13 protein-coding genes are annotated in these 16,753 nt (G+C 74.3%); 5 read left to right on the top strand and 8 right to left on the bottom strand.

Annotation, left to right across the window (positions count from 1 at the left end; all coding sequences use genetic code 11):
- Nucleotides 1–34: 34 nt before the first annotated feature.
- From BLR33_RS21700 to BLR33_RS21680, 5 genes are all read right to left on the bottom strand, one after another.
- Nucleotides 35–1,537: a glycosyltransferase family 4 protein gene (locus BLR33_RS21700; protein WP_093786210.1), complete on the bottom strand. Its 1,503-nt coding sequence runs from the start codon at nucleotides 1,535–1,537 to the stop codon at nucleotides 35–37.
- Between the two features lie 116 nt (nucleotides 1,538–1,653).
- Nucleotides 1,654–2,691 (bottom strand): hypothetical protein, encoded by a 1,038-nt coding sequence (locus BLR33_RS21695; protein ID WP_093786209.1) that lies wholly within the window; start codon nucleotides 2,689–2,691, stop codon nucleotides 1,654–1,656.
- A 186-nt stretch (nucleotides 2,692–2,877) separates the two neighbouring features.
- Nucleotides 2,878–3,810, bottom strand: a complete 933-nt coding sequence (locus BLR33_RS21690) for an N-acetylneuraminate synthase family protein (RefSeq protein ID WP_093786208.1) — start codon at nucleotides 3,808–3,810, stop codon at nucleotides 2,878–2,880.
- 43 nt (nucleotides 3,811–3,853) lie between these two features.
- Nucleotides 3,854–5,080: an acylneuraminate cytidylyltransferase gene (locus BLR33_RS21685; protein ID WP_093786207.1), complete on the bottom strand. Its 1,227-nt coding sequence runs from the start codon at nucleotides 5,078–5,080 to the stop codon at nucleotides 3,854–3,856.
- 76 nt (nucleotides 5,081–5,156) lie between these two features.
- On the bottom strand, nucleotides 5,157–6,455 hold the full coding sequence (locus BLR33_RS21680; protein WP_093786206.1) for a DUF6716 putative glycosyltransferase: 1,299 nt from the start codon (nucleotides 6,453–6,455) through the stop codon (nucleotides 5,157–5,159).
- A gap of 185 nt (nucleotides 6,456–6,640) precedes the next feature.
- Between BLR33_RS21680 and BLR33_RS21675 the strand changes: the two genes are divergently transcribed.
- Genes BLR33_RS21675 through BLR33_RS21660 form a run of 4 tightly spaced genes read left to right on the top strand, consistent with a single transcriptional unit; the run spans nucleotide 6,641 to nucleotide 10,980 of the window.
- Nucleotides 6,641–7,660: a glycosyltransferase family 2 protein gene (locus BLR33_RS21675; protein ID WP_093786205.1), complete on the top strand. Its 1,020-nt coding sequence runs from the start codon at nucleotides 6,641–6,643 to the stop codon at nucleotides 7,658–7,660.
- Entirely contained in the window at nucleotides 7,660–9,039 is a 1,380-nt protein-coding gene (locus BLR33_RS21670; RefSeq protein ID WP_093786204.1) for an alpha-2,8-polysialyltransferase family protein, read from the top strand. The genes BLR33_RS21675 and BLR33_RS21670 overlap by 1 nt, the downstream gene beginning before the upstream one ends.
- Entirely contained in the window at nucleotides 9,036–10,241 is a 1,206-nt protein-coding gene (locus tag BLR33_RS21665; RefSeq protein ID WP_093786203.1) for an acyltransferase family protein, read from the top strand. The genes BLR33_RS21670 and BLR33_RS21665 overlap by 4 nt, the downstream gene beginning before the upstream one ends.
- Before the next feature lie 52 nt (nucleotides 10,242–10,293).
- Nucleotides 10,294–10,980 carry a TetR/AcrR family transcriptional regulator gene (locus BLR33_RS21660; protein WP_245771558.1) on the top strand — a complete coding sequence of 229 codons (687 nt, stop codon included), beginning with the start codon at nucleotides 10,294–10,296 and terminating at the stop codon, nucleotides 10,978–10,980.
- Between the two features lie 41 nt (nucleotides 10,981–11,021).
- On the opposite strand, the gene BLR33_RS21655 is transcribed toward BLR33_RS21660, so the two are convergent.
- The 3 genes from BLR33_RS21655 to BLR33_RS21645 all read right to left on the bottom strand — a co-directional run bounded on the left by BLR33_RS21655 (nucleotide 11,022) and on the right by BLR33_RS21645 (nucleotide 15,588).
- On the bottom strand, nucleotides 11,022–12,602 hold the full coding sequence (locus tag BLR33_RS21655; protein WP_093786202.1) for an acyl-CoA mutase large subunit family protein: 1,581 nt from the start codon (nucleotides 12,600–12,602) through the stop codon (nucleotides 11,022–11,024).
- A 934-nt stretch (nucleotides 12,603–13,536) separates the two neighbouring features.
- Nucleotides 13,537–14,784: a hypothetical protein gene (locus BLR33_RS21650; RefSeq protein WP_093786201.1), complete on the bottom strand. Its 1,248-nt coding sequence runs from the start codon at nucleotides 14,782–14,784 to the stop codon at nucleotides 13,537–13,539.
- Between the two features lie 9 nt (nucleotides 14,785–14,793).
- On the bottom strand, nucleotides 14,794–15,588 hold the full coding sequence (locus BLR33_RS21645; RefSeq protein WP_322987177.1) for an RNA polymerase sigma factor: 795 nt from the start codon (nucleotides 15,586–15,588) through the stop codon (nucleotides 14,794–14,796).
- A gap of 570 nt (nucleotides 15,589–16,158) precedes the next feature.
- On the opposite strand from BLR33_RS21645, the gene BLR33_RS21640 reads away from it, so the two are divergent.
- On the top strand, nucleotides 16,159–16,710 hold the full coding sequence (locus tag BLR33_RS21640; RefSeq protein WP_093786268.1) for a 2-oxo-4-hydroxy-4-carboxy-5-ureidoimidazoline decarboxylase: 552 nt from the start codon (nucleotides 16,159–16,161) through the stop codon (nucleotides 16,708–16,710).
- Nucleotides 16,711–16,753 lie beyond the last annotated feature (43 nt).

The following is a 16,753-nucleotide window of genomic DNA, read 5'->3' as shown; positions in this document are numbered from 1 at the left end:
GGTGTCCCGTCCACAACCTCCCCGGACGGAACACCTAATGCCGTGGCCCCAGGAGGCGGCCGTAGAGGTCGATCAGCGCGGCGGACTCGGTGGGCCAGGACCACTGGCGCAGGACGTCGGCGCGGTCGTACGCCTTGCGGTAGCGGCGCGGGTTGGTGAGCACCGCGCCCACCGCGCGGACGAAGTCCGCGGTGTCGCGGGCCCGGAACACCTCGCCGTTGCCGAGTTCGAGGGTGGCCGCGGCCATCGCCCGCACGTCGGAGACGACCACCGGCAGCCTGGCGTGGGCGTATTCGTAGTAGCGGGTGGCCAGCACGGTCTGGTGGTGCGGGAGTTGGTGCACCGGCAGGACGCCGATGTCGGCCGAGGACAGGAAGTCGGGCACCTGCGGCACGGGCACGTAGGACAGCACGTGCAGCCGTGCGTGGACCCCGAGTTGGGCGGCGCGCTCGCGCAGCGCGGCCAGGTCGGCGTCCTGCGGGTCGGGGACGACGAAGGCCGCGTGCAGGTCGTACAGCTTGGGCAGCGCCTCGATCACGGTGGCCGCGCCGCGGTCGGGCGTGACCGGGCCGACGTGCACCAGCAGCGGTACGTCGGCGGCGAGATGGCAGCGGGCGCGCACCCCGCTCTCGCGCGGGACCGGGGCCGCAGTCGGCTCGGGGGTGTTGCGCACCACCGCGGGCAGCGCCGACAGGCCGTGCCTGGCCCGCAGTTCGCCGGCCAGCCGGTCCCCCACGGTGACCACGCCATCGGCCTCGCGGGCGAAGCTGCGCAGCAGCGCGTCGTCGGCGACGGCAGCCCTGCGGGTGGCGGCGGGGATGCGCGGGGGCGCGTCCCAGACCACCTCGACGCGGTGCCCGGCGCCCTCGGCCCGCAGCGCCGCCCTGATGGCGAGGGCCAGCGCGCGGTGGCCGAGGGCGTGCACCAGGTGCGGGCGGACGGCGTCGAGCACGGGGCCGTAGGCGATCTCCTCGTCCAGCAGGCCGGGGTCGAGCCGGCGCCAGGCGCGGCGGCCGAGCAGCAGCCGGGCGAGTTCCGCGGCGAGGTTGTCCAGCCGGGTGTGAGGGTGCCGCCTGCGGTGCACGGCCGCGCGGTGCTGGGCGGCACGCAGCCGGGTCCAGCCGTCGCGCACGGCGTGCCGGGCCGATGCCAGCGCGTGGCCGCAGCGGGCGAGCGCGAGCAGCGGCAACGGGCGGTGCACGATGTCGAGTTCGGCGGCGCGGGTGGCCAGCAGCGAACGGCGGGCCTGGCTGAGCGCGATCCGGCGCCGGTAGGTCTCGGCGCTGCGGTAGGCCAGCGGCCAGCGCAGCCCGGGGCGCGGGCGGCGTTCGCGGTGCCCGCCGAGCACGGACGGCACGGCGACCAGCCGCACGTCCACGCCTTCGGGCACGGTGGTGGCCGGCTCCCGGCCGATCAGGGTCACCCGGTAGCCCGCGGCACGACCGGCCGCCGCGACCCGCAACGCCCTGGAGTCGCCGTCCAGCGCACCCATCGCCACCACGGCGATCCGCGCGGACCCTTGTAAAGCCTCCGCCATCCCCGCATACGACCCTACGAAGATGATCACCAGGTTACGCGGGGGTGGCCGTAGGGGGTACCGCCTCGTGCAGGGTTCCCCGGGGTCCCGGTCAACGGCCCTGGCGGGCCTTGCGGTTACGTCAGGCCGTGCAGGGTGCGGGCCGAGTGCGTGATGTCGGTGAGGAAGGTGTGGGCGCGCGGCGAGGCCGCGGCGGTGAGCCACTCCTGGTCGATGTCGCAGACGACGATGCTGACGCCGGTGCCGGCGAGCGCGAGCGGCAGCGTGTGCACGACCGTGGAGGGGAAGGAGAGGATCGAGCGGCCGATCGGCCCGCGGCGGGCGACGAGTTCGAGCGGCAGGTCGGGCCGGACGATCTCCAGGCCGGTCTCGGCGGCGAGCCGGTGCAGCTTCTCCGGCGCCTCCCTGCGGTGTGCGAAGTACCGCCGGGCGCCGTGCCGTTCGGCGAGCGAGCGGACCACGGTGAGGTAGCGCTCGGGGTCCACCACGCCGGTCTCCACCAGCGAGGTGCCGATCAGGTCGGTGCCGGCGAGCGTGCGCGGTGGCCCGAACCGGCCGCGGGTCCAGGCGAAGCGGTTCTCCCGCAGCTCCATGCCCTCGGGGAGGGTGGCCGGCATCGCGCTGAACAGCTCGATGCGGCGGCGCCCGCCCGGGGTGAGCCGGCGGCGGGCCGCGACCGAGAAGAGCCCGAAGGCCAGGTCGGCCGGCGAGCGGCGCCGGCCGCTGCGGTGCCAGCGCACCAACTGCCCGCCGCGGGCGACGATCTCGGTGAACTCCATGGTGGCGGTGCCGTCGTCCACGACGACGATGTCCTTGGCGGCGCGGCACAGCGGCAGCAGCACCTGCACCAGGCGGGAGAACGGGTCGCCGATCACCAGCTGCCGCACCCGGGTCAGGGTCGGGGCCAGCGCGAACGCCGTGCGCAGCAGCCCGCCGCGGGCGCCGCGCGCCTCGTACCAGCGCACCACGGCGCCCTCGTCGCGGGCGAGTTCGGCCATCCGGCGCAGCTGGCCGCGGCTGGTCGGGTCCGACGGGGAGAGCACCACGATGGTCAGCGGCTCGGCCGCGGGCGGGCGCGCGTGCGCCCATTCCAGCACGTTGAGCAGCTGCACGGGTGACTCCACCAGCGCGACGGCCTGCGGCGGCTTCGCCATGCGGGTTCCCTTCCTGGGTGCGGGCGGCCCTGCGGGGCGGCCCCGTCCGGTGCGCCGTGCGGCCACCGGGGTGCGGCGGGCGGGTCGGCGGCTGGTCGCGGTTCCCCGCGCCCCCGGGGGTCGGACGGGCGCCTGCCCGGTGGGGGCGGGCGCCCGTGGTCCCGGGGTGCGGGGAGCCGCCCTCGCTCAGCCGGCGGCGGACGCCGTGGCCTCGGCCTCGGCGATGACGCCCGGCACCCGGCGCAGCTTCTTCATCGGGCCCAGCTCGCCCTCGTAGACCTTCTTGACGCCGTCGCCCAGCGAGGTCTCGATGATGCGGATGTCGCGGACCAGGCGCTCCAGGCCCTGGGACTCCACGGAGGCCGCCTGGTCCGAGCCCCACATGGCGCGGTCCAGGGTGATGTGGCGCTCGACGAAGACGGCGCCGAGCGCGACGGCCGCCAGGGTGGTCTGCAGGCCGACCTCGTGGCCGGAGTAGCCGACCGGCACGTTCGGGAACTCCGACTGCAGGGTGTTGATCATCCGCAGGTTGAGCTCCTCGTGCTTCGCCGGGTACGTCGAAGTGGCGTGGCAGAGCACGATGTTGTCGCTGCCGAGCACCTCGACCGCGTGCCGGATCTGCTTCGGGGTGGACATGCCCGTGGACAGGATCACGGTGCGGCCGGTGGCGCGCAGCGCCTGCAGCAGCTCGTCGTCGGTGAGGCAGGCCGAGGCGACCTTGTGCGCCGGGACGTCGAACTTCTCCAGGAACTCCACCGAGGGGACGTCCCAGGGGGAGGCGAACCAGTCGATCCCGCGCTTGCGGCAGTACTCGTCGATCGCCCGGTAGCCCTCCTCGTCGAACTCGACGCGGTGGCGGTACTCGATGTAGGTCATCCGGCCCCAGGGGGTGTCGCGCTCGATCTCCCACTGGTCGCGCGGGGTGCAGATCTCCGGCGTGCGCTTCTGGAACTTGACGGCGTCGCAGCCGGCGGCGACGGCTGCGTCGATCAGCGCGAACGCGTTCTCCAGGTCGCCGTTGTGGTTGATACCGATCTCGCCGGTGACGTACACGGGCTGGCCGTTGCCGATGTGGCGCGAGCCGACGGCACGGAGGTTGGCGGGGAGGGTGGTGGTCACGGCGTGTTCCTTAACTACGGGTTTCGGGACAGGGGGGATGCGGTCAGCGGGACAGCGTGGGGCCGAGCAGCCAGGCGGCGATCTCGCGGATCGCCCCGAAGCCGCCGTCGGCGGTGGTGACGGCGCGGGCGGCCGCGCGCACGACGTCGTGCGCGCCGGCGACGGCGACCGGCCACCCGACCAGGCCGAAGCACGGCAGGTCGTTGACGTCGTTGCCGGCGTAGAGCACCCGCTCGGGCGCGATGCCCTGCTCCTCGCACCACTGCTTGAGCGCGATGTCCTTGCGGTCGATGCCGTGCAGCACCGGGACCTGGAGCTTGCGGGCCCGGGCGGCGACGACCGGGTTGGTCTCGGTGGACAGGATCAGCACCGGCACGCCGGCCTTGCGCAGGGCGGCGATGCCCAGGCCGTCGCCGCGGTGGACGGTCACCGACTCGTTGCCGTCGGCGTCGATCGCCACCCGGTCGTCGGTCTGGGTGCCGTCGAAGTCCAGGACGACCGCGTCCACGTCCTCCCGGGACGGGGTGGCCGGGTGCGGGTCCAGCAGCGGGGCGAGCGCGCGGGCGCGGGCCAGGTCGGCGGGCTCGTCGATCTCCAGCACCCGGGCGGGGTCGGTGTGCACCAGGGCGGTGCGGCCGAAGAAGCGGTGCCGGGCGGCGCGGAAGCCGGGCACCCGCATGCCGTAGGCGGCGCCGGTCTCCAGCAGATCCTGCGGGCGGTCCTGGCGGCGCGGGCGGCCGGACTTGTCGTGGTTGACGCCGAAGGCGCCGGTGGGGCCGGTGTCCTCGCGCCAGACGAAGCCGTGGAAGGAGGCGACGGTGTGGGCGGTGTCGGCGCCGCCCTCGGTGATCGCGGCGACCACGCCGTCGATGTCCTCCACCGAGATGAAGGGGCTGGTGCACTGGACCAGCAGCACCACGTCGGCGGTGGCGCCGCTGGAGCTCTCGTACGCGTCGAGCGCGTGCAGCACCGCGGCCTCGCTGGTCGCGGTGTCGCCCGCTATCGCGGCCGGGCGCAGCACGACCTCGGCGCCGGCCGAGCGGGCGGCCTCGGCGATCGCCGGCTCGTCGGTGGAGACCACGGTGGCCGTCACCCGCGGGGTGCCGGTGCAGGCGCGCACGGCCCGGGCCACCAGCGGCACGCCGCCCACGGTCGCCACGTTCTTGCCGGGTACGCCCTTGGAGCCGCCCCGGGCGGGGATCACCGCCACCACGGTGCGGTTGCCTGCCGGCTGCTCCGGCTCCCCCGTCCGGGGGTCAGGGCTGGTCATCGAACGGCTCCTACTCGACGTACTCGACGGTGCGGGTGTGCTGGTGGCCGTGCCGTGGCCGGCGTCCCGGCCGGCGTCACAGCTGGCCCCAGCGGCGGATGGCGGGGGCGACGCGCTGGACGCCCTGCCGGTAGGCGGTGCGGGCGGAGTTGCGCAGCAGGTCGCGGGCGGCGCGGCGCATCGGGCCGGTCTCGCGCGGGGCGAGCCGGGCGGCGGGCAGGCCCTCGGGGTCCAGGCCGTGCCGGGCGAGCACGCCGGGCAGGTAGCCGGGCGCGGTGCGCAGTGTGTAGTAAGGGGACAGCCGGGGCAGCCGGCCGGCGGCGAGCAGGCCGTTCACCCGGGCCCGCAGGTCGGCGTAGGGGTCGCCGGTGGCCACGCCGTGCGCGGCCGTCCAGTCCGGGTCGGCCTTGGGCAGCACGCCGTCGTCGAGTTCGTCCCAGGAGGCCAGGCAGCCCGAGCCGATGAAGTGGTGGTTGCCGAGCGCCTCGCGGATGCCGAGGTCGGTGAGGATCGCGGTGGGCACGCCGCGATGCAGCGCCTCCATGGCGGCGGTCGAACTCACCGTCACCAGCAGGTCGGTGCGGTCCAGGACCTCGCCCATGGCGCCGTAGACCAGGGAGACGTTCTCCGGCGGGTCGAGGGAGCTGACCAGCTTCTGGTACGGGTTCTCCTCGATGTGCGTGGTGTGCTCGCCGGGCTTGCTGCGCAGCTTGACCAGCACCTGCCGGTCGGAGTGGCGGCGGGCGTGCCCGACCAGGCGGCGCAGCAGGTGCAGCCGGTCGGCGCGGCCCTCGGGGACGGAGGGCTGCACGGCGAAGGTGACGGTGAACGGGCGGCTGTCGTCGGGCCGGTAGCGTTCGCCGTCGAGGAAGGGCAGCGCGGTCTCCACGATGGAGCCGGTCGGGTGGCCGACGCCCTCGTAGACCGCGCGGAACCGCCGGGCGTCGTCGGCGCTGTTGGCGAGCACCACGTCGGCGCCGGCCCGCAGCAGCAGGCCGTCGGCGAGCTTCTCGTAGACCACGCCGACGTAGCCGGTGACGACCACGGGACGGCGGTCGTCCTCGCGCCAGGCGCGGTCGAAGCCGTGCAGCAGGGCCTGGACGGTGCCGCCCACGCAGGAGACGACGAGCACGTCGCAGGTCTTCGAGCTGATCTCGGCGAGCAGTTCGGCGGCGGTGTGCTCGGACATCGAGTCCGCGGGGATGCCGAGTTCGGCCAGCTGCCGCGGGGTCGGGGTGGCCCGGCCGCGCAGCAGGCGGGCGTCGAGCCGGGCCTCGGGGTCGATCCGGCGCGCGGTCAGCGCACCCCACTTCCACCGGGTGTCCGAATCGGCGATCACCGTGACCCGCAGGGGTCCTGACGTACGTTCTGGCACGTCGAGCACAGTAGGAAGCGGGTGGGTGGAATGGGCTAATCGAAAGCCAACGGAAGGTAAACAGAATGCCGCTACTTCGCACGGTCGGCCGTACGGAAGCCATATCACCTTCTCGTCATTCTCCGTTTACCTGGATGTCCGCGGCAGGCCAAGTACAGCGGCGCGGTGCGCCCTAAGGTGAGCGGGTGGTCAAGCTCTCCGTCATCGTGCCCTTTTTTAATGTGCAGCCGTTTGTTCCCGACGCGCTGCGCAGCCTCAAGGCCAATGCCCGGCCGGACTTCGAGTTCCTGCTCATGGACGACGGGTCGACCGACCGGACGCCCCAGCTGCTGGACGAGGGGGTCCGCTCACTGCCGGGCGCGCGCGTGATCCGCCGCGACCACACCGGGGTCGCCGCGCTGCGCAACGCCGGCATCGACGAGGCACAGGGCGAGTACCTGACCTTCATGGACGGCGACGACTGGCTCGCCCCCGGCTACCTGCCGCAACTGGTGCGCGCGATGGACGAGTTGGACGTGGACTTCCTGCGCACCGACCACGTCCAGTGCACCGGCAGCACCCGCAACGTCATCCGCGCCCCGCACGGCCGCCGCAACACCCCGATCGACCCGCGCTCGGCGATCCTGCCCGCCGACCGCCCGTCGCTGGTGGACTACCCCTACTCGTGGGCCGGCGCCTACCACCGGCGGATCGTGGAGCAGGGCCTGGTGCACATGCCGGCCCACCTGCGCACCGCCGAGGACCGGCCGTGGATCTGGCGGCTGCACCGGGAGGCCAAATCCTGCGCGGTGGTGGGTCTGCTCGGCGTGCACTACCGGCGCGGGGTGAACACCTCGCTCACCCAGATCGGCGACGAACGGCAGCTGGACTTCGTCCGCTCCTTCGACCAGGTGATCGCCGAACTCGCCGGCGACCCCGACGAGGAGCGCTTCCTGCCCAAGGCGGTGCGCACCTACTGCGCGATCATCGCCCACCACCTGGACAACATCGACCGGTTCGAGCCGGCGCTGGCCCGCCGGCTCAAGGCGCAGTCCGCCGCGGCCCTCAACCGGCTGCCCGCGGACGTGCTGACCGCGGCCCTGGACTCCATGGACCTCGAACGCAGCGCCAAGATCCGCCGGTTGCGCTGGCGGGTGCCCGCCAGAGGACCGGGCGGCGACGCCGACGCCGAGGTCCGCGACGACGCCGGGTCGGTGAACGCGTGATGGCCCGCACCCAGCTCTTCCTCGCCTCCACCCTGTACGGCATCGCCACCCTGGCCGCCGCCCTGGACGCCGGCTCGCTGCCGGCGGCCGACCGCCGCGTCCTGGTGGTCAGCAACAACGCCGCCGTGCCCGAGACGCACACCCCCGCCGACCGGGCACCCGGCTTCGCCGCCCTGCGCAGCCGGTTCGACGCGGTCGTCTCCTACAACGAGGCGATCAGCCCGATGCACCCCTCCGGCTGGGTCCCGCGGCCCGACGACGTGCCGATGTGGGAGCGCTACTTCCGCCGCGAGTGGCTGCTGGGCACCGACGACCTGGAACTGGTCGTGGAGTCCATCCAGGTCGCCCCCGCGCTCACCTTCGCGCAGGTCTTCACCGGCGCCCCGATCACCGTCTACGCCGACGGCCTGATGTCCTACGGGCCCACCCGCAACAAGATCGGCCTGCTGGTGGACACCCGCATCGACCGGCTGCTCCACCTGGACCTGGTGCCGGGCCTGACCCCGCTGCTGCTCAGCGAGTACGGCGTGCCCTCCCAGGTGGTGCCGACCGCGGAGTTCACCAAGGTGCTCGCCGAGGTGACCGAGGCCGCAGAAGCCGCCGAGGCCGACCGGGAGGGCGGCCGCGACACCCTGGACTCGGTGCCGGCCGGAGCGGCCCTGCTGCTCGGCCAGTACCTGTCGGCGCTGGGCATCCTCACCGCCGCCGAGGAGGAGGAGCTGCACCTGAAGATGGTGCGCGGCGCCGCCGCCCTCGGGCACAAGAAGATCGTCTTCAAGCCGCACCCGACCGCTCCCGCGGAGTGGACGGAGCCGCTGCGGGCCGAGGCGAGCCGGCTGGGCGCGGAACTCACCGTGCTCAACACGCCGGTGCTCGCCGAAGCCGTCTACCAGCGGTCCCGTCCGGCGCTGGTGGTCGGCTGCTTCTCCACCGCGCTGCTGACCGCCTCGGTGCTCTACGACATCCCGGTGGCCCGTACCGGCACCAGGCTGCTGCTGGAACGGCTGACGCCCTACCAGAACAGCAACCGGGTGCCGGTCACGCTGGTGCACGCGCTCCTGCCCGATGTGGGCGACGCCGGTGCGGTCCGCGCATGGACCCCGCCGTCGCCCGAGAAGGTGGCGGCCGAACTGACGCCGCTGGTCCACACGGTGGGCTTCTGCATGCAGGCGCGGGCCTACCCGCACCTGCGCGACGAGGCCGCCGCCTGGCTCAGCCGGCATCTGGACGCCGACACCTGGCCGTACTTCAAGCGCCGCCGCCTGACCTCCCTCGGCCTGCCCGGCGGGATTCCGGCCCGGCTGGCGTTCGTCCCGCGCAACGGAACCGTCCGCAGAGTGGCCCGTCGCGCCCGTGCCCTGAAGAAAGCACTCGGATGACCCTTCATCTCCCCGCCCCCGCGGACGAGTCCGCCGGGTCGGGCGACCCCGCCCCGGCCGCGGGCGCCCCCGCCGAAACCGGCGCCGCCGCGCCCGCGGTGGCGCAGCCGCCGGACGACCGCCCGCGCGAGCGGACCCGCGGCCGGCTGCGCGCCCTGGACGGGCTGCGCCTGGTGGCCGCCCTGATGGTCTGCGTCTACCACTACGGCGGCCGCGGCGGCGACATCTCCGCCGCCTGGGGCCGCGACCCCGACCATGTTTTCCCGCACTTGTCCGGGGCGTTCTCCTACGGCCCGCTCGGCGTCCAGATATTCTTCGTGATCAGCGGATTCGTCATATCCATGAGCGGCTGGGGCCGCTCGGTGAAGGACTTCGCGATCTCCCGCATCACCCGCCTCTACCCGGCGTACTGGGCGGCGCTGGTCATCGTCACGGTGGCTTTCGCGATCGTCGGCCTCAAGCGGGTGCCCACCAGCGACCTGCTGGTGAATTTCACCATGTTCCAGATGCCGGCCGGCGCCCAGCGGGTGCTCGGCGTGTGCTGGACGCTGTGGGCCGAGATGCGCTTCTATCTGCTCTTCGCCCTGTGCGTGATCTGGCCGGGCGCCACCCGCCGCCGGGTGCTGGTCTTCGCCACCGTGTGGACGGTGACCGCGCTGTACGCCGAGTCCTCCGGCGAGAGCTTCCTGAACCTGGCGCTGATGCCGCAGTACGCGCCCTTCTTCGTCGCCGGCATGGGGCTCTACCTCATCCACCGGTTCGGCCACGACGCCCTGTCCTGGGGCCTGGTGGCCGGCGCCTACCTGATCGGGCAGCGCGAGGAGGTCAAGGCCCTGGTCGCGCCCAAGCACCTGGACGTCTTCCACCACCGCTCGGTGCTGATGGTGGAGGTGGTCCTGCTGCTCGGCATGCTGGCGGTGATCGCGGTGACCCTGGTGCCGCCGATCGCGAACCTCAACTGGCGCTGGCTCACCACCGCCGGCGCCCTGACCTACCCCTTCTACCTGGTGCACGAGCACCTGGGCTGGGTGGTCATCGGCAAGCTCAACCAGCACACCGACTGGGCACCGACGACGGTCTTCGCCGCCACGGTGGTCCTCATGCTCCTGCTCGCCTACGCCATGCACCGCCTGATCGAGAAGCCGTTCGCCCCCCGGCTGAAGCGGCTGCTCAACAAGGCACCGGTGCTGACGGTCCGTTGACAACGCCGCGGGCGGGCCGGGCGGCCCGCCCGCACTGGCCTACGATGGTCGGGTGAGCGACATCACCCGCGGGAGCGTGCGAGAGCCGACGCGCGCCGAGGCGATCCTCGCCGCCGGCCTGCGTGACGAGAAGCGACGGCAGACCCGCCGGCACATCGCGGAGGTGGCCACCGGCCTCTTCCTGGAGCACGGCTTCGCCCAGGTGACCATTGCCGAGGTGGCGCGCACCGCCGAGGTCTCGGTGAACACGGTCTACACGTACTTCCCCTCCAAAGAGGACCTGGTCTTCTACCCGGAGGAGGCGTCCGCCCAGCGGATGGTGCAGATGGTGCGCGACCGCGCGCCCGGCCAGTCCGCGGCGGCCGCCGTCTTCGCCGCCCTGCGCGCCGAACTGCGCCAGGGGGACCGCATGGTGGGCCTCACCCAGGGCTTCGGCCGCTTCCTGCACATGGTCCGTGCCGAGCCCACGCTGTCGGCCCGGCTGGACGCCACCGCCGGCGAGATGGTCGACGCCCTGGCCGAGACGCTGGCGGCCGAGACCGGGGCCGGCCCCGGCGACCCCCTGCCCCGCCTGATCGCTTCCCAACTCGGCTGGGTCCAGGACCAGTTGTTCCGCGAGATCGGCACCCGCACCCAGCAGGGCCGCTCCCCCGGCGACATCGCCGAGTCCGCCCTCGCCCTGCTGGCCGCGATGGAGTCCCTGCTCAGCGGGACCGCCCTGTCCTACGCCACCCGCTGAGCCCCGGGCGCACCACCCGGCCGGGCCTGCCGCCGCCAGGGCTAGAAAGCGTCGGTGGGTACGTAGGTGCCCCACACCTCGCGCAGGGCGTTGCAGACCTCGCCGACCGTCGCCCGCAGCCGCAGCGCCTCGCGCATCGGGTAGAGCACGTTGTCGGTGCCCTGGGCGGCCTTGCGCAGGACGGCGAGCGCCTGGTCGACCGCGGGCTGGTCGCGGGTGGCGCGGAGCGCGGCGAGCCGTTCGGCCTGCCGGGCCTCGATCGCGGGGTCCACCCGCAGCGGCTCGTAGGGCTCCTCCTCGTCGAGCTTGAAGCGGTTGACGCCGACCACCGTGCGCTCGCCGGAGTCGGTCTCCAGGGCGATCCGGTACGCGTTCTTCTCGATCTCCGTCTTCTGGAAGCCGCGCTCGATCGCGCTGACCGCCCCGCCCAGCTCCTCCACCTTGGCCATCAGGTCCAGGGCCGCGGCCTCGACGTCGTCGGTCATCCTCTCCACCACGTAGGAGCCCGCGAAGGGGTCCACCGTGGCCGTCACATCCGTCTCGTAGGCGAGCACCTGCTGGGTGCGCAGGGCGAGCCGGGCGGACTTGTCGGTGGGCAGCGCGATGGCCTCGTCGAAGGAGTTGGTGTGCAGCGACTGGGTGCCGCCGAGCACCGCGGCCAGGCCCTGCACCGCCACCCGGACCAGGTTCACCTCCGGCTGCTGAGCGGTCAGCTGCACCCCGGCGGTCTGCGTGTGGAAGCGCAGCATCTGCGACTTGGGGTTCTTCGCGCCGAACTCCTCGCGCATCACCCGGGCCCAGATCCGCCGGGCCGCGCGGAACTTGGCGACCTCCTCCAGGATCGTGGTGCGGGCCACGAAGAAGAACGACAGCCGCGGCGCGAAGTCGTCCACGTCCATGCCCGCCTCGATGGCGGTCCGCACGTACTGGATGCCGTCGGCGAGGGTGAAGGCGATCTCCTGCGCGGGCGAGGCACCGGCCTCGGCCATGTGGTAGCCGGAGATCGAGATGGTGTTCCATTTCGGGATCTCCGCCCGGCAGTAGGCGAAGATGTCGGCGGTCAGCCGCAGGCTCGGCTTGGGCGGGAAGATGTAGGTGCCGCGGGCGATGTACTCCTTGAGCACGTCGTTCTGGATCGTGCCGGTGAGCTTGTCCGCGGGCACGCCCTGCTCCTCGCCGACCAGTTGGTAGAGCAGGAGCAGCAGCGCGGCCGGCGCGTTGATCGTCATCGAGGTGGAGACGCGGTCCAGCGGGATGCCGTCGAAGAGCACCCGCATGTCCTCGATGGAGTCGATCGCCACCCCGACCTTGCCGACCTCGCCGTGCGCCAGGGGCGCGTCGGAGTCGTGGCCCATCTGCGTGGGCAGGTCGAAGGCGACCGACAGGCCCGTGGTGCCGTTGGCGATCAGCTGCTGGTAGCGCGCGTTGGACTCGGTGGCGGTGCCGAAGCCGGCGTACTGGCGCATCGTCCAGGGGCGGCCGGTGTACATCGAGGCGTACACCCCGCGGGTGAACGGGTAGCCGCCCGGCTCCCCGAGCCGCTCGGCGGGGTCCCACCCCGCCAAGGACTCCGGGCCGTACACCGGCTCGATCGGCAGACCGGACTCCGACTCGCGCGCCATTGCTCAAGCCTCCACTCGCGTTTGTTACCGACGTGGAAACGTCGGGACCCGCCACGGACTGTAGTGGCGTCGGCGCGGCGCGAGGCACGAACGGGGCTGGGAGGTTCCTCACAGTGCCCGCATGGCGGGGGCGGCTCCCCGGCGGCCGCCTGCCGGTCCTCGGCGGGGCCCGCGGAGAATGAGCGCGGCCGGGCAGGGGGAAAAGCACCCGGCCGCGCTCCGTGTCGTGGACGCCGATACGGGGAGAACCGGGGTCCACCGGGCCGATGACCAGTCGGCCCATTCCTTACAGCGCACGGCGGCCCGGAAGTGTCACCCGCCGGACGCGCCTGCCGCCCCCGCGAGCCCCCGAACGGGGTCGTCCGCCGAGTGAATCCCCAGGTCACAGGCGCCGGGACGGCGCCGGATCGCGGACACGTTCGGTGTGTCGCCCGCGCGGGCCCCGCCGCCCGGAACGGGCAGCCCGCGCGGCCGGGGTCCGAGGCGGTACGCGGGCCGTGCGGGCAGGTGGAGCGGCCTCCGGGCATGGGAATCCGGCCGGGGCGGGCCCGCGACGGCTGCCCGCCGCCGTGCCGCAACGGCCCGGAACGGGCGGTGCGGGCACGGGAGTACGGCGGTGCCCGGCGCTGACCGTGCCCGGTCGCCGGGAGCGATCAGAGCGCGGGAGGCTTCAGGGTGACGGCGGGGGTTCAGGCCGGGGTGGGCAGGGGTTCGGTTGCGGTCCGACGCGGGTTCGGGCCGGCCTGGGCAGCGCTTCGACGTGAGTTCGGCGCCGATTCGGGTACGGCCGGAGTTCGGCAGGCGTTCGGCCCGGGTTCGACGCGGGTCCGGGGCCCGTTCGGGCTCGGCAGGGCTTCGGCGCAGGTTCGGCTCCGGTTCGGGCTCGGCCCGGGCCGGGCAGGGCTTCGGTTCCGGATTCGGCCCGGAGATGCCGCTACTTCACGGCGGCGCGGGTGCTCTTCTTCCCGGCGCCGTTGCCCTTGTCCTTGCCCTTGTCCTGCTTGCCGTCCTGGCCGCTGTTGCCCTTGCTGGCGCTGTTGCCGGTCCCCTTACTGCTCTTGGTGCCGTTCGTGCCGCCGGTCCCGGCGCCGTTGCCCTTGGCGGTCCCGTTCTTGCCGTTGGCCTTCCCGTAGGCGTTGCCCTGCTTCGTGCCCTGATCCCCCTGGTCTCCCTGGTCCCCCTGGGCGTCCTGCGTGCCCTTGGAGTCCTCACCGGACCCGTTCGAACTGCCGGAACCACCCTTGTGCCCCGTGGACGGGCCCTTGCCGTCCTCGTGGCCCTTCCCGTGGTCCTGGCCGTGCGGGCCGTACCAGGGGGCGCCCCAGCCCGCGCCGAACCGTTTCGTGTCCTTCCCGCACCCCGCGTGGCCGAACGGAGCCGCGTACGGCAGGCACCAGGTCCCGTAGCCGTGCAGGGAGGGGCCCGCGGCCGGCGGATGCGCGGCGGGGGGCGCGGCCGTGGTGGGGTCGGGTGCCCCGGCGCCCGGGCCCGCGGCGCCGCCGCCCGGGGTGTCGGCGGCCGGCGGACGGGTGGCCGCGGGCGGGGCGGGGTGCGAGCCGTGGCCGGGCACACCGATCCGGCCGGTGGTCAGCGCGACGGCCACCGCGATGCCGCTGAGCGCCACCACCGACGCCGTCGCCGCCAGCACCGTCCGCAACGGGCGCCGCTCCACGGGCTGTTCACGGGTCCTGGCGGTACGGGCGAGGGGGCGGGGCGCGCTGAAGAGAGCGGACAGGGCGTGCAGGGGCGCCCGTACCCCGGCAAGCAACCACGCGGTCCGACGCCGGCCGTCCGAGGCAGCAGCGGCGGCTGCTGCTGCCCCGGACGGACCCGCCGGCACCGCGGCGGCCCCCACCTCGGCGGCGTGTGCCGCGCTGCGTGCGGCACGGAACGCCGCGAGGGCGGCCTCCTCGCGGGCCGGGTCCAGGCCGCGGCCGGCCGGCTGCGGTCCGGCGCCGGGCAGCTCCTGCTGCCCACCCGCCGCGGCCAGCAGCCGGGCCAGCCGGGTGACCGCCTCGGCCGCCTCCGCGTCGGCGAGCTGCACCCGCCCACCGGTCAGCAGGAGTTCGGCCGCCTGCCCGGTGAGCCAGTGGCCGCCACGCGAGGGGAGCCGCCCACCGGGCAGCCCCGGCCGGGCCCGCGGGCCCGGCCTCGTACCGTCACGTCGTCCCTTGTCGCTCATGTCACTTCCTCACAGCGCCTTGGACGCGGAAAACGTCACATCCCCCCGCGTCACGGCTCCCCCCTTGCCCCCTCCGCCCCCTGTATCACCTGCATTTCCCGCCGTTCTCGCGTTCTCCGCGGTTTCCGGGCCCCCCGGTCCCGGCCCCGCCCCGCGCAGCCCGCCCGGCTGCCGGGCCCGCGGCACGGCGGCACCGCCCAGTCCGCCCAGCCCTGAGGGCCCGCCGGGGTCCGCCGGGTCGGACCCCTTCGCCGCCCCGGACGCCCCACCGGCCTCGGCCAGTTGCTCGGCGAGCCGGCGCAGCCCGCGGTGGGTGGCCATCCGCACCGAGCCGGGCCGACGGCCCAGCACCCGTGCCGCGCTGGTGGAGTCCAGGCCCATCACCACCCGCAGCAGCACCGCCTCGGCCTGCTCGCGGGGCAGGGCGGCAATGGCGGCCAGGGCCGCGTCGGTGGCGACCGCGTCCAGCGCCTCCCCCGCGGTGTCCGCCCGATCGGGCAACTGGACCAGCTCGTCGACCCCCGCACCGGACACGGGCCGCCGGCTGCGGGCCCGGATGTGGTCCAGCGCCCGGTTGCGCGCGATGCGCGCCGCCCAACCGCGAACGGCCGCTCCGCCGCCCCGGAACTCCGGCAGGTCGCGGGCGATCTGCAGCCACGACTCCGAGGCGACGTCCTCCGCGTCGCCCGGACCCACCAGGCTGCGCACGTACTGCAGCAACTGCGGCTGCACAGCGCGGTAGACGACCCTGAAGGCCGCCTCGTCCCCGCTCTGCGCCGCTGTCACCGCGGCGTCGAGATCCACCTGTGGCACCACCCCCTCGAAGCTCCGTCGCCGACCCCCGTCGGAACCCCCGTCGGATCCCCGGTCGGATCTCCCTCGATCCGCCGTCCCACAGGGTCCCATCCTGCCCCATGGCGGGCGGTGACACTTTCGGACCGGCATACGCCCTACATGTCGGCGGCCGGGGACGCTCCTGTGGGGGGAGGCGGCCCCCGGCCGTCGCCTTCGGCCCCGCCACGTGCACGACCGCGGCCGACCCGCGGCCGGCCGCCCGCAGCCCGAACGGTCGGGAATCGGTCGGCCGGCGGGCACTTCGGGCCTCTCCCGGGGGCCGTTCGGGCAGAGCACCGGCACACTTCGGGCACGCCGCGAAGGGCGCGCGTCAACACGGATGCCGACACGCCCGCCACATTCGGGTGAATCCTTCCCCCCGGGCCGCCGCACGCGCCGGGCGCGACCGTAGAGTTGCCGCGCGCCCTGTCCCGAGCGCCACCGCGGCACCACGTCCCGACCACCGCCGCGCACCGGCGCACCCGCACCGCGATCCCAGGAGCCCCGCTGTCCCGCGACACCCCGCCCGCGGCGCCCGCCATGCTCACCATGTTCAACCGGGCCTCGCCCACCGCCGCCGAGACCGCCCTGCTCGCCTGCTGCCACTCCCGCACCTGGGCCCGCCGGCTGGCCGCCCACCGCCCGTACCCCACGGTGGAGGCGCTGCTCGCCGCGGCCGACGAGGCGGCGTACGACCTCACCCCCGCCGACCTCGCCGAGGCGCTGGCCGGCGAGGCCACCACCGCGCTGCCGCATCGCGGCAATCTCGCCGTGCACACCGCCCTGCGCGCCGCCCACGCGGCCTACGAGGCGAGGTTCGGCCACGTCTTCGTCATCGCGCTGGACCGCACCGACCCCACCGCGGCCCTGGACGAGATGCTCGCCGCCCTGCGGGTGCGGCTCGGCCACGACGCGGACACCGAGGCGGTGACCACCGCCGAGCAGTTGCGCCGGCTCGCCCGGGCCCGGCTGACCCGGCTGGCCACCGGCGGCGGCGCCGCGCCGTACGCGCCGGGCCCGGCCCTGCCGGCGCAGGCCCGCGGCGGCGCGGCCGCGGGGTTCACCCGACCGTGCGGGATCGATCACACCTGACCGACCCCGCGGTAGCGCCCACATTTCGCGTCGCTACGATGGC

The sequence above is a fragment of the Actinacidiphila guanduensis genome (assembly GCF_900103985.1).
In the GTDB taxonomy this organism is placed as follows: Bacteria; Actinomycetota; Actinomycetes; order Streptomycetales; family Streptomycetaceae; genus Actinacidiphila; species Actinacidiphila guanduensis.
Note: the sequence above shows the minus strand (reverse complement) of the source record. Positions and strands in the feature narration are given on the sequence as shown.

Coding starts and splice junctions, on each gene's coding strand:
- BLR33_RS21695 (WP_093786209.1), bottom strand. CDS start 2,691: ATGGCGAAGCCGCCGCAGGCCGTCGCGCTGGTGGAGTCACCCGTGCAG.
- BLR33_RS21700 (WP_093786210.1), bottom strand. CDS start 1,537: ATGGCGGAGGCTTTACAAGGGTCCGCGCGGATCGCCGTGGTGGCGATG.
- BLR33_RS21640 (WP_093786268.1), top strand. CDS start 16,159: ATGCTCACCATGTTCAACCGGGCCTCGCCCACCGCCGCCGAGACCGCC.
- BLR33_RS21650 (WP_093786201.1), bottom strand. CDS start 14,784: ATGAGCGACAAGGGACGACGTGACGGTACGAGGCCGGGCCCGCGGGCC.
- BLR33_RS21670 (WP_093786204.1), top strand. CDS start 7,660: ATGGCCCGCACCCAGCTCTTCCTCGCCTCCACCCTGTACGGCATCGCC.
- BLR33_RS21655 (WP_093786202.1), bottom strand. CDS start 12,602: ATGGCGCGCGAGTCGGAGTCCGGTCTGCCGATCGAGCCGGTGTACGGC.
- BLR33_RS21665 (WP_093786203.1), top strand. CDS start 9,036: ATGACCCTTCATCTCCCCGCCCCCGCGGACGAGTCCGCCGGGTCGGGC.
- BLR33_RS21685 (WP_093786207.1), bottom strand. CDS start 5,080: ATGACCAGCCCTGACCCCCGGACGGGGGAGCCGGAGCAGCCGGCAGGC.